General features: G+C 36.0%; 8 protein-coding genes. 2 read left to right on the top strand and 6 right to left on the bottom strand.

Features of this window, described 5'->3' with window-relative positions:
• Positions 1-255 precede the first annotated feature (255 nt).
• Entirely contained in the window at positions 256-4,509 is a 4,254-nt protein-coding gene (locus tag ACE1MS_RS00945; RefSeq protein ID WP_447402642.1) for an S-layer homology domain-containing protein, read from the top strand.
• A 379-nt stretch (positions 4,510-4,888) separates the two neighbouring features.
• On the opposite strand, the gene ACE1MS_RS00950 is transcribed toward ACE1MS_RS00945, so the two are convergent.
• The 5 genes from ACE1MS_RS00950 to ACE1MS_RS00970 form a co-directional block, all read right to left on the bottom strand.
• Positions 4,889-5,680: an alpha/beta hydrolase gene (locus ACE1MS_RS00950; protein WP_099806270.1), complete on the bottom strand. Its 792-nt coding sequence runs from the start codon at positions 5,678-5,680 to the stop codon at positions 4,889-4,891.
• Entirely contained in the window at positions 5,677-6,669 is a 993-nt protein-coding gene (locus ACE1MS_RS00955; RefSeq protein WP_447402643.1) for an ABC transporter substrate-binding protein, read from the bottom strand. The genes ACE1MS_RS00950 and ACE1MS_RS00955 overlap by 4 nt, the downstream gene beginning before the upstream one ends.
• 45 nt (positions 6,670-6,714) lie before the next feature.
• Complete coding sequence (locus ACE1MS_RS00960) at positions 6,715-7,902, bottom strand: helix-turn-helix domain-containing protein (RefSeq protein WP_099806268.1); 1,188 nt, start codon at positions 7,900-7,902, stop codon at positions 6,715-6,717.
• A gap of 26 nt (positions 7,903-7,928) precedes the next feature.
• Positions 7,929-9,557 carry an AraC family transcriptional regulator gene (locus ACE1MS_RS00965; protein ID WP_447402644.1) on the bottom strand — a complete coding sequence of 543 codons (1,629 nt, stop codon included), beginning with the start codon at positions 9,555-9,557 and terminating at the stop codon, positions 7,929-7,931.
• Positions 9,558-9,654: 97 nt separating this feature from the next.
• On the bottom strand, positions 9,655-10,611 hold the full coding sequence (locus ACE1MS_RS00970; RefSeq protein ID WP_036166569.1) for an ABC transporter substrate-binding protein: 957 nt from the start codon (positions 10,609-10,611) through the stop codon (positions 9,655-9,657).
• Positions 10,612-11,196: 585 nt separating this feature from the next.
• On the opposite strand from ACE1MS_RS00970, the gene ACE1MS_RS00975 reads away from it, so the two are divergent.
• Positions 11,197-11,784, top strand: a complete 588-nt coding sequence (locus ACE1MS_RS00975; RefSeq protein ID WP_012292475.1) for a hypothetical protein — start codon at positions 11,197-11,199, stop codon at positions 11,782-11,784.
• Positions 11,785-12,482: 698 nt separating this feature from the next.
• On the opposite strand, the gene ACE1MS_RS00980 is transcribed toward ACE1MS_RS00975, so the two are convergent.
• On the bottom strand, positions 12,483-13,439 hold the full coding sequence (locus ACE1MS_RS00980) for an ABC transporter substrate-binding protein (protein WP_198696057.1): 957 nt from the start codon (positions 13,437-13,439) through the stop codon (positions 12,483-12,485).
• Between the last annotated feature and the right edge of the window lie 39 nt (positions 13,440-13,478).

The raw sequence follows: 13,478 nt of genomic DNA on the forward strand, positions 1-13,478 counted from the left end.
CAAGTACGACTAGATGTATGCCTATATATCGTGAAAGTCAAGTGAGCACCGATGCTCCTTGGCTTTTTTGTTGTTGGAAAATGCCATAGGAAATTTTTTCAGTAAGACTTGTATGGAACTACTATGTGTATCAATAAATTTACTTGACTATTTTAGATTTATCTATGAAGATTCAACTGTTCTTGGTCGATATAAAGGGTATGATGAAAATGATATTTGTACGTATCAAAATACATAAGTGAAAGGAAGAGTGGAATGGATAAATCTAAAATCCAAAAAGTAAATAAAGCATTGATTGCAACAGTATTTGCTTCAAGTGGGATTGCGGTTGTAGTGCCTTCACCACAAAAAGCGGCAGCGGCTACTTCTCCCTTTACAGACATCGACCAATACTCGGTTCATTATAACGATATATTAAAGCTCTATTCTCAGGGCGTAATTAATGGGTTTGCCGATAATACCTTCCGACCAGATGTCAATGTAACTCGTGGACAAGCAGCAAAAATGCTGGCTACAGCCTTAAAATTGGATACTAGAAATGTCCAAGATCCTTATTATAAAGACGTGCCGAAAGGGAGCGAATTTTATAAGTCAGTGGCTGCACTACAAAATGCAGGCATTATGTCTGGTTATTCAAACGGCACATTTATGCCTAATGAGGTAATGACTCGCGGCGAATTAGCGAAAGTATTAGTGTTAGCATTCCATCTGGAGGTTTCTCCTAGTTACAACAATATTTTTAAAGATGTAGATAGCAAATCAAGCAATGCAATCTATATTCAAACACTAATTGATTTGAATATTACGGAAGGCACAACGCCTGTAACATTTTCACCGTTTGATCCTGTAAATCGCGGACAGTTTGCTTCTTTTGTTGTCCGTTCACAAGAGAAAAAAAATAATGAAACATCTTATAAAATCACAAGTGTTGATGATGATGCCGTTTATATAAATGGGAAAGCTTATACAGTTTCAGAAAATTTGTCACATATTTTTAACGACTATAATGCACCAGTCTTAAAGGGTGCTTATATTGAAGGGAATCTTTCTAGTAAGAAGATTCTATCCATTTCTAAATTAACTATAAATGCTAGTGGTACAAGCAAGGATTTCCTTGATTTTGATGGGGACCATGGCTCATTAGGAGCTACCATTGAGGTGAATGGTAATTATATTGAATTTAATAATCTAAAGATGACTGGGACTATGTTTGTCAATGAAACAGTTCGTCCACCATTACATTTAGGTGCTATAAACAATCAGCCTTTATCAATTGGACGTGTGGCAAGTAACAATATCTCATTTATCAACTGGTCAGATCCCGATAATTCTAAGGGCGACGATTCATCCATTAATAATTCGACAAACGATCTTCAGAATTGGACGAATCAAAATCCTGATAAAGACAAGCCTTTTGTCAACTGGTCTAACGAAAAACAGGAAATGAAAAATGTTGAAAAACATCTTGAGTTTTATAACAGTACCGTTTCAAGACTAGTCGTCTCACAAACAGGTACAAAAATCGAATCCAATATGAAACTACCACGTGTAGATATTATCGGAAGTGTTCGCGAATTTGAAATTCAAGGTTATATTGGCACGTTAAATCTCAATACTGAAACACCGCTAACAATTTACGGTTCAGGAAATATTGATTGGATTAACTACAATAGCCGCACAGACCTAGAATTATATATTTATGGTCGAATTGGCACATTATTTGTTGATAATGTATACGGCAAGATTGATATTGGAGATTATACGTATATCGATAAAGTCATCTTACCTAAGGATGGGTCGCCAAATAATATCTTCGACGATTTCCTTGATGATAAAGATAATATAGGCAATATTACTGATCCAGATGGCAAACCAATCGATAAAGATGAAAACGAGAATCAAAATCCTGATGATAAAACAAAACCTATCGTTAGCATTACAAATGTCAAAGTGCTAAATGGCAGTGAGATTCAAGCAGACTTCACATCAGATGAAGTTGGTACGTACTATTATATTGTCCGTGAAAAAGGAGCAGAAGCTCCAAATAAACGTGAAATGGTCAATCATCTGTCAAATGAGAATATAGCTTACGGAAGTGGTGCCGCAGTAAAAGGCACAAACTCTGTTAAGGTATCTAATCTAGGTGAGAAAAAAGAATATGTCATCTACATCATGGTTGTAGATGGCTCGAAAAATGCATCCGATATCGTGTCACAATCATTCCAAATGAAAGATGCAACACCACCAGTAGTAAAATCTTTACAAGTTACACCATTACACGGAGGCACAAGGGCTGAATTCAAGTTTGCAGCAAGTGAACCTGGAGATTATTACTACTATGTACGTAAGAAAACAACAGCTGCTGATCCGACAACGGCAGACATCGTCGCTAATCCAACAGGTAAAGGAAAGGCAAAAGCTGGTGAGCTAGGTATAACAGAAATCTTAACGGGCTTAGATGCTGAAACAGATTACCAGTTGTATGTTGTAATGAAGGATGATTCAGGAAACTACTCTGTAGATCCTGCTGTTGTAAAGGATTTTAAAACTAGTGAGCTTGATAATGTTCCTCCATATGTTGTTGGTGGCCAACTTGTTTTACTAGATGAGATTAAAAATGAATTTTATATAACTGTGAGTGAGGAATTAGATCCTATTTCTGCTGAAAAAGTAGAGAACTATGACCTTTCTGGTACAGGGATAGTCAATCAGGGTGCTCAGCTACCGATACATCCTACAAAGGTTGTCTATAATAAAGCTCAGAAAAGACTTATTTTCACCATCCCATCGCTAACAGGCTTTGTAAATGGGGATAACCTAGTTGTTACTATTTCACCGAATGTTAAAGATTTAGCTGATATTGAATTTGAAAATATTAATAATATCCCTATAAATACTGTTCCGCGGAACACAGCTGAATATATTCATAATGATATTGAATTACCAGTGCTTACAATTATAGGGGAGCCTGCTATTAATAATGCAAAGGATCAAACACTTTTAGAGTTTAATGCTTCAAAAGCTGGGACATATCATTATTTAATTATGGAGTCAGATTTAACCCTTACGCGTGATGATCGCTTACGCTTAATTGAAGCTGTCCAATTAAATGAGACGACATTTAAAGTAGGAACACAGGATGTTGCGATTGTTGGTAGTGGAGGAAATAAACCTGCACAATTAGGAAAGCAGAAGGTTACAATTCCTTTACCAAATACATTCCCACCATTAGATCCATTTAAGAGCTATTCCATTTATATGGTCTTACGTGATCGTTCAGGAAATGTTTCAGATATACAAACTAAACATGTGATTGATGATAGAACTGCACCAAAGATTGAAAATACTTCGATTAAAATAGCTGAAGGTGATAAAAAAGCTACCTTTAAATTTATGTCAGATGAAGCTGGTACGTATTACTATATTCTTCGCAAAGCTGGTGATACCACAGTTCCAGTACCAGCAAGCGCTGAAGAGGTTATCGAAAGAGGAAGAGCAAGTGCTATGCGAAAGGATACAAATGAAATTAACCTTTCCCCTCTTGAACCACATGAGAATTACGAGCTGTATGTTGCTGTTAAAGATAGATATAACAATTCAACAATGGTACAAGTTGGTACAGAGTCAACAATCTATACTCATGATGAAAAGCAAAATAAACCAATTAGTTTGACACCAAGCCTAAATAATACGGGGATTATGGCATATAAATTCTTTTCTGATGGTACACCACCGAAGGTCGAAGATCCAATCGTTAAACAGCTCGATGGAAAAACATTAGAAGTAACTTTTTCTGAGGCTGTTGAATTAAAAGCTTCAGACTTCCAATTAGTGAATCCTGAAACAGGCACTGCAATTACCCCTACTTATGCTTCATGGAAGTGGCAGGACAAGGTAGACGAGATTGATGAATGGAAGCCACGCAAAATGATACTAACATTTGCAAACGAAGTTACACAAAGCTTTGATATGACAATCAATGCCACAGCTAAGGATAAAGGCGAATGGACATTCAGTAAATTAAAAGCAGAATACAAGTATCCTGCAAAAGTGAATACAATTACTTCAGCAACATTAGTACCTGATATACAGTACCCAGGTGACTTAAATATTTCTAAACAGGTTCGAGTGATTGCAAACTTAGATGCAGATATAACATGGAATCAGCATTACTATTATGCAGTTCTTTCTAAGAACCAAGGTGATCTAACAATCGCTAATATTAAAGATATTATAGAAAGAGCTGATAGCAATAATTACACAGACATCCCTGGTGGGGGAATAATATCTTATGGTAAGGGGCAAATAACAAAACCATCAGATGCAAGTTCTGAAAAAACATTTACTGCTATCCAAACAAGCACTGATCCAAATTCTACAAACATATTCCAGAAGGATCAAAAAATATATTTATTTACGAAGGATAAATACGGAAATATAGTTTATGCGAAAGAATCTACATCTCCAACAGCTCCAAACTATGTATTAATTCAACCTAGAACACAGTAGAATATAAGAACACTAGCTATAAATTATAATAGCTAGTGTTTTTTTATTTGCCTAAATACTAAATTCATCGATATTCCGGCCAGCCTTGAGTCAATAGGAAGCACTTGAATACAAAGAATGGAGAATATAAAAGTAGCTTGATGTTGTAGGAAAAGATAGAAAAATAACATAAAATCGAGGAATTAAAAACAAGAGCCATTGTGGAACTCTTTATCTGCTATAAAAAACAATAAAATACACTTCGTTGGGGATAAATGGAATTGTGATAATATGAAAAAGACCATGCTGTTAAAGGGATTTCCAAATATATAGATAAAATAAGAAAGAAGAGGTGTGTTACAAAAAGCCAAAGTGAAATAAATCCACTTTGGCTTTTCAACTAACCATCTAAAAAGCGGGGCAGACGACTAAGCATGCAAGGTAGTACGCTCACATGGTCCTCATCATCGAACTTCACATAATTAGTATAAATATTTTTAACTCTTAATGGTTTCATTCGTTCAGCCGCTAGGTCAGCACCTTCGAGCATATCGGGCAGCTCATTAGCACCGATTGTGAGTAAAAGATTTATAGCATGCTGACCGTTCCAATCTCCAAAAAATCTGTCCATTTCTTTTAATATCGCATTGTCTGCCCACCAAATAGAGGGACTGCTAGCTACAATATGACTAAATAAATGGGGTCTCTCACATAAAGCATATAGAGTGAAAAGACCGCCTAAGGAATGTCCAACAACGGCTTGTTTCTTTTTGTTAATGGACCATTCCTTTTCGACAGCAGGCATTAGTTCATATTCAATAAAGTCTAGAAAATCATTGGCTTTGCCGTTTGGAGGCCAAGGTGTACCATCTGGACGTGGTGGCAGCTTTGCTTCACTAACAGGGAGAGTAAAATCGTTACAGCGTCGTTCCATATCAAAAGGCTCCTTTGAGGGATAGCCAATCCCAATAACAAGAATGGGCTCATAGCCTTTTGGCTTGCGCGTTTGTAATTTTACTGCTTCTGCAAGTGTTGGGAAAAGGGCATCTCCATCTAATGCATAAATAACGGCATAGCCATCTACCGGTGGTGCGTCTGTTGGGTTAGCAATTAATATTCGATAGTCTTGCTTGTAGGACGTCATGGCATACTCAAAATTGGTTTCTGTTATATAGGGTTTCTTTGCTGTCATGGCGCTAAAAACTCCAATACATCATCTATCACTTTTTCTTGTGCATGAATACCACCATTTAGCCAATAATCCTCAGATGTTTCAAATACCTGATTGTTTTTAAAGGCATTTGTACTTTGCCAGATAGGACTGTTCTTCAGTTCATTTATAAATGAATCTCCAAGATTACCATCATTGATCAGGAAAATATAATCAGCATCTAATTCGGGTAGAATTTCCAAAGATACTTCGAACGCACCATTCTTCACGTAGCTGCTTTGCTCAAACCCTAATTCATGTGTTAATACATACCCACTGAAATATTCATCCGTCATGAAAAACATCCCTTTTGCGTTAAAGCGAATTAACGCTACTTTTTTCCCTTTCGTTGTGGAAGCCAGCTTTGATTTTGCTGCATCCACCTTTTCCTGATAATTCTGTATGGCGTGTTGTGCTTTATGGGGCTCGTCTAGTAATTGCCCTAACATTTTAATTGATGCTTCCATGTCAGTTGCTGCATTTTTAAACACATAGGTAGGTGCAATTTTTGCGTATTTTTCATAGGTGCCATTTTCAACATAAAAGGAATTATGCAAAATAATTAAGTCTGGTTTGTCCGCCATAATCGCTTCAGGAGATGGGGGACCGCTGGCAAAGCTAATTTCTGGTATACCTTGTAGCTGATCTTGTAAATAGAGCTGTGGTTTAACACCATTCGACCATTGCATAGTAGGCTTAATACCAAGAGCTAGTAAGGAATCCTCCATAACAGGTGCGAATATTTTAGAGGGTTTTGCAGGTAATGTTACATCATTGCCAGCCTCATCTTTTATGGTTAATGGATAAGCACTTTGCTCCTTAATATTGTCTGGGTTTGCCTGAGTATCTACCTTTTTTTCGTTACTGCTTGATTGGGCATTGCAGGCAGAAAGTAATCCAATAGCTAGCATGAAAGTGGCCAGAATATAGACAGATTTTATAATCGTTTGATTACGACCATTGTGTGTCATTGTAGTTCAATGTCTCCTTTCATTGATAATCATTCTCAAATGGAATTATAATTCACTATCGGATACGATACCATGGACGGGGACAGGAAAAGAGCTTGGATTTTTTCCGGTTAACATGAGCAACATTTCATCTAGCATTCGATTTATCGCAATAGCAGAGTATTCAAACCAAGGATTTGATGGCAAAACATAGACCTGTCCATTTTTTACAGCTTGGAGCTCTTTCCAACGATCAAGGTATTGTAAAGTGAGCCAATAATTTCGAGTCAGAGAATCTGGACAAACGATAAATAGTAAACGATCTGGGTTTATGTCCACTAGCTGATCAAGCGTAATTGGCTCGTTACATGTTTGCTGTTGTGCATCAATAGGGAAGAGCTGCAAATCGGTAAATAGGACATCCTGAATTCCTTTATTGCAATATAAAAATAATTGGTCGCCACATAAACGTAGAACGGCAAAGCTATCTTCCTTGGTTACTCGTTTAATTTCTTGCTTTGCCTCTAATGCCTTTTGTTCGTACGATTGAATGAAATGCTCGCACACGCTTTGCCTTTTGACAGCAACAGCTATTTCTCTTAGTTGTGTTCGCCAATCCTTTGCCTCAATATATACACTTTTAATACCAACTGTTTGAAGCCAATCAAGCATGGAAAGAGAGGGCTCCTCTTGAAAAATATGAATATCAGGCTTTGCTGAGGCTAATTTTCTAAAGTTATCCTCTGATTCTGCATCAAATATATTCACATGCACTTGGATTTGGTCTTGATAATGATTGTAATAATAAGGACTCCATTTAGCATTTAATGGGGCCGCAACGGGAATAATGTCAAGAGCTAATAAGTTTCCAATAGTGGACACAGAAAAGGTAGAAATACGCTGGCGGGCTATTTTACTAAAAGCAGAAGGCGAAACCCCAACCTCCTTTTTAAATTTACGACTAAAATAAAATTCGTCACTGTAGCCAACTTCTCTAGCAATCTCACGTAGTAATAGGTCGGTATCACGTAATAATTGTTTGGCATGTCCAATACGTAGCTCTGTTAAATAATCTGTGGCACTTTGTCCAAATGCCTTTTTAAAGGCCTCTCCAAAGTAGCTAGAGCTTAGACCAGAAATAATTGCGAGATGCTCAATTGTGAGAGGTTGATGATGATTTTTAGCAATATAATCTCGTATATCCTTTAATGATATTTGAGTGGTCTTTTTATCTGTCATATTTTCTGTCTTCATATAAAGTGTCACCCCTTGAATTTATGTTACTTTGCAGTAATTAATAATCTAGGTAAAGCGCCAAGTAACTTTTCTCTCGTAAAGGCATCGTTATAATTCCATTTTGTTGCGTCCACTAAATAAAAGTGGTTGTGCTGTACAGCCTTGAGATTCTTCCAAATATCACTATTCATCAATTCCATCGTGGCCATTTGCGATTCGGGCTTATCAGATAAGAGCAGGAAGATTCGATCACCAACATACTTTGGTAAGTGATCTATTAGTATTTCTTTATAGCCCTTGCCTGCTTGAAGCAATTTTTTAACTTGCTCGTGTGGCGTAAATCCATCGGGATGAAAAAGAGCAGGGGATAGACCTGTACAGCCCATGACATAAAGGCGTTGTCCATGATCAAAGGTCAAAACAGTTGCAGTTTCACCCGGGGCTACAACTGTTTGTAGCTGTTGCCACATTGTTTTTTCTTGGACTTTATAGCGCGTTAGCCAATATTCTGCACGTTGTTGCTGGCTAAGCCATTGTCCTAATAAAAGGATGCGTTCCTCTAAAGAATCCCAAGAATTTAAGGTAATAGTGGGAGCAATTGATGATAGTGCTTGATATTGCTGCTCATCATTATTTGTAAAGATAATTAAATCTGGGTTTAGCTTCGAAGATTTTTCAAGATTGATGGGAAAGGCCACATCTTGAATATAAGGAACATGGTTTTTATAAAAGGATTTACTAATAGACCTCTTGTCACCGCCTATTGGTTGAACATCAAAGATTAGCATATCCCCAAAGGTTTCTCCGTGATAAATAATCCGGTGGGGGGCGGATGGGATGGTGACTTCATGTCCAGTCCAATCTTTTACCACTGTTCGTTGCCTATATTGTCGTGCAAACTGTTTTGGCGGAATACCGATCACCTGTCGGAAGCGGCGATTAAAATAATACTCATCATCAAATCCGACTCGTTGAGCAATTTCCTTTAATGGCACATTAGTTTGTAGTAATAATTCTTTTGCGTTTGTAAGACGTAAGTCTGTAATATAATCTAATGGCTTCTTCCCTGTTAAAGTTTGAAAGATTGAACTATATTGCCATTGGGCGATATGAGCAAGTTCAGCTAACATTTTAACTGTTAAAGGCCGTTGAAAATATTTATGTATATAGTTGATTGTTTCTTCGACTGCCTTCGTCATAGTTAATGGGGCGTTGTTATGAAGCTGATGTTCAAATAATAAATTTAATAGTTCATATAAAGCTCCTTGCTGTTTAAAATAATTTGATTTGGTCTTTAATTGATACATGTCTTCTGTAAGACGGATAAATCGTGTATTCGGATAAACGGTATGCTCCACTTCATCAGAAAAAATTGGTCCTAGATAAGGAGAAGGGAGCTCCTGCTGTAGCTGGAAAGCTGAAAAGGTTATTTTATAGAAACAGAATTCATTAGTTAGATTCGATAAATCGATCATAGAATGAGGTTGTATAAGAAAAATCTTTCCTTTGGTCACCAAATAGGGAATGTCATCTATCGTTAATGTCCCACAGCCATCCGTAAAAAGTATCATTGTATGGTGTGATGGGCAAATAAAAGGATAGCTCTGTGAAATACAGTCAATATCTTCTAAATGAAATAATAAATTATGTCTAAAAGAATGATTGTCTTCCATTTATTCACACCCTTTCTAAATGAAAATGATTATCAATTAACTTTATTGTATAAAAAGTAAAGAGACATTTCAACAAAGATGAAATGTCTCTTTAAATCTATTTTTTTAACATAGTAGGTAATTCTGTTAATAGCCATTCTCTAGTTGAGGCATCGCTATCACTTTTCTGAATATCAATCATATATACATGCCCATTTTTAACAGCAGGTAGGCTCTTCCAAATTGGGCTATCCATCATCTCTTTTGTCGACTGTTTCGCTTCATCATCTACTGGCGTTAGGATGAAAATACGATCGCCAGCATATTCAGGAAGAAGCTCTGTGGAAATTTCAGCAAAGCCTGTGCCATCATCAAGGATTTTTTGAATTTTATTACCAGGCTTAAGTACATTTGAATCGTATAAAACTTGAGAAAGCCCAGCGCGTGCCATTACAAATAATCGATCCCCTGGATAGTATGTTAGTACAGATGCAGTTTCATCGGCTTTAACAGTCCCATCAGCCACAAGTGACTCCCACATGTTATCAGCTTTTTCTGTATAATCAGCTATCCATTGAGTTGCTTCTTCTTTTTTATTAAGTATATCGCCCAGTTCCGCTAAACGTTCATTCAACGGTGCAAACGTATCAAACACTATAGTTGGAGCGATTTTAGATAGCTGTGAATATGTTTTATCATCAGAAGTACCAATAATAATAAGGTCTGGCTTTAATGACAATGTTTGCTCTACATTAATCGGAAAACCAACGTCCTCCACATCTTTTACACGATCTTCCCAAGCATAATCAGTAATCCAGGAGAAACCCGCACCAACTGTTTTGATATTTAATGCGAGCACATCCCCATATCCTTCGCCATGATAAACCACTCTCTCAGGATTTACAGGGATTTCTACCTCATGACCTAAATAATCCTTATAAATACGTGTTGTTGGTTCTGCTGTTGCTGTCTCTTTTTGACTAGTCTCTTGAATGTTAGAACCACAAGCAGTTAATAGGATTCCAACCAGTAGTAAAAGGCTACAAATGAGCATATGCCGATTTAATTTTCTCATATCTTTTCCTCCGTAATTGATAATCATTATCATACGTTAGCATAAATTAAACCTTATCTTAGAACAATGGACAAACTAAAAATAGTACATTGAGGTTTATCCAAAAATTGCATTGACGTAGGCTGATGCATCGAGACATTTTACAATATTGGACCATTGTCTGGAAGGAAGTTTTACACTTCGTAGACCAAAATTTTAATGGGGGCAAAATAGTAACATGATGAATATTTCTTCAAAAATCTATGCGCATAGTTACATAGACAATTTGTTTGAAGTACTGATGTAGATATTGAAAAGATTTATAAAAAACGCATAGAACATGGAACACTTCATTTAAACATAATTTTTCAAAGTTCAATAGCTAACCGACAATGTAAAAAAATTTGTAAATACAATAACTTGCTTTAGTGAAAAGGCAGTCATGACAAGAGGTGAACCTTAATCGTTACTGCTTTTTTCATGTGTTATAACGTAAATTTGTATACGGCATAGGCTTCTTGGATAAGAAACAAAATTGCACTTCTTTATTTGGGAAAAATATGGTAACATAAAAATGTACCAATAATTTACAAAGAGGATGATTTTATGTTTAAAAGGATAATATTACCATTTTTAATTTTATTATCTGTAGTTACTGCTGTTTTTACAATGGATTCGAAAACAGCAACAGCAGAAGAAGTAGTTGATTTAGAAGAGGTAGTTAACTCAGAAGAAGTAGTAGTTGATTCAGAAGAGGTAATTAATTCAGAAGAGAATGTAGAAGTTGATTCAGAAGAGGTTACACCTTATTTTGTTAATGATTTTCGATATCGAAAGGTAAATGTTAAAACATACAATGAATGGTCGGACTACAAAAGAGCTTCTGATAATATAACGACAGGCAAAGGAGGCGGTTCTATTACAGCAACCAAAAGTGTCACTTTCGGAACAGATGTATCTGGAGCAATAGATGGACTAGGGATATCAACATCAAAATCTATTACTAGCTCAATAGGGTATACATTGAATGCTGACCCTAATAAAACCGTTTATATGGGATATAGAGTATATTATAAAGTGGAAACGGGTACTAGAGAGTATTATGATTTAGTAACTGGTAAAGTGCTAAAAAGTAATAGCTATACTGTTAAGGTTCCACAACATGGAGAGTTTAAATTAATAACTGCTAAGTAACAATTAATTAAAAAACAAGACTAGCTAATATAGTTAGTCTTGTTTTAATTTTGTGGAGAGAAAGTACCCTAATTTTGAAAGTAAATATAGTAAAAAAATAACCATTAAATTTCTGGATATTACATATCCATCAATTGCAAGATTATAACCTTTTGGTATTAAAATATTGCTATTTAACAGAATGTATATGGCAGATAATATAGGAATTATAATACATAAAAGTCCTAATAATTTATATTTATTGTCCATCATTTTACTCATCCCCTAACTGTTATTCATATTATTTTAACATTTTTCTTTGTTAATTAAAATTGTAATTTTAGTTATTATTTAACATTTTTTATTAGCGTTCCGCTTCACCTACCACGACGAAATATTAGTGTGACTTAAAATTTTACGGGATTTTTAAATGCATAAAAGTCAATGGTCTTCAGAAGGCGAGTGTTTAAAGCTATCTCCAACATTTCTAATACAAGAGAATAGGTTGGAGGAGAAGCATATTGAATATGTAATTTCTATTAAATAAACTGGTGATAAACAAAATTTCTCACCAAATAATTAAACTCTTTAATATCTGTCACCCATTTTTGATTGGCGTATCTGCTCTTAAAAAACATTTTTCCCTATAGAAATACTACACCCTCAATTGTTAAAGTGTGCCTAACGATTGAAGTGCAGTTCAATGCCACTGAAGGTTTTTACTTAGCGATACTATCTAAGACATTTTCAATGATTTGGCGATTGGCAATGGCCCCGGAATATAACCAGCTTGAGCTTTGGTCAAATTCATAAACGTGGCCATTTTTTATGGCAGGTATATTTGCTAGGAGAGGATCGTTTAGTAATGTAGAACTGCCTGCACGATTATTGTTAATAACAAAGAGATAGTCTGCATCTATTTGTACGAATTTTTCTAAAGATACTTGTGACCAATCACCAGCAGCAGAGGCGGATATTTCTTTCACTAGGCTAGGAGTTTTTAACCCAAGATCCTCATATAGAACAATACCACTCGAGGCTGTATCGCTTACCATATAAATTGTATTGTTAGTATTCCAGATGACAGTGGCGGAAGGGTTCCCCACTTTATTGTGAATATCCTCCTTTGCCTCTTTAGCAAATTGATCATAATCTGTAAGGACTTCCTTTGCTTTATCTACTTGATTAAAAATTTCTCCCACTTTCAGAAGCTTGTTACGCCAATTATTATCTTCTGCTCCCATTACATATGTAGGCGCAATTTTTCTATATTGCTCGTATTTTCTCCCTTCTGCGATTTTTGATGAACCGATGACAATTAAATCTGGATTAAAGCTTGTAACTGCTTCGAAGGGAAGGTCAAACCCAATTGTTGGAACGTCCTTTAATGATTCCTGAAGGTAGTCTTGAATAGAAGCCCCACCTTTTACTGACCATTGTGCTACTGGCTTAATGCCTAAAGCAACGAGGTGATCTTCTAGGTAGGGTGCAATGATACGCTGGGGACTTTCGGAGACTGTTACTTCATTACCTAATGAATCTGTTAATACACGATTTGAGTGATCAACGTTAGCCTTATCTGCTGATGGAACTGATTGATATCCACATGCAGTTAAGAGAATCGAAAAAATGAGAATACCTGTAAATATGGAATTCTTTTTTGAAAAATCTATCAAAGCTATAATCCTCCAATGTAATTGATTTCTAATATTCTA

Source organism: Lysinibacillus sp. fkY74-1 (genome assembly GCF_053165895.1).

What these genes read in the sequence shown, in the direction of transcription:
- ACE1MS_RS00960 (WP_099806268.1), bottom strand. Translation starts at nt 7,902, where the DNA reads ATGAAGACAGAAAATATGACAGATAAAAAGACCACTCAAATATCATTA.
- ACE1MS_RS00945 (WP_447402642.1), top strand. Translation starts at nt 256, where the DNA reads ATGGATAAATCTAAAATCCAAAAAGTAAATAAAGCATTGATTGCAACA.
- ACE1MS_RS00950 (WP_099806270.1), bottom strand. Translation starts at nt 5,680, where the DNA reads ATGACAGCAAAGAAACCCTATATAACAGAAACCAATTTTGAGTATGCC.
- ACE1MS_RS00965 (WP_447402644.1), bottom strand. Translation starts at nt 9,557, where the DNA reads ATGGAAGACAATCATTCTTTTAGACATAATTTATTATTTCATTTAGAA.
- ACE1MS_RS00955 (WP_447402643.1), bottom strand. Translation starts at nt 6,669, where the DNA reads ATGACACACAATGGTCGTAATCAAACGATTATAAAATCTGTCTATATT.
- ACE1MS_RS00975 (WP_012292475.1), top strand. Translation starts at nt 11,197, where the DNA reads ATGTTTAAAAGGATAATATTACCATTTTTAATTTTATTATCTGTAGTT.
- ACE1MS_RS00970 (WP_036166569.1), bottom strand. Translation starts at nt 10,611, where the DNA reads ATGAGAAAATTAAATCGGCATATGCTCATTTGTAGCCTTTTACTACTG.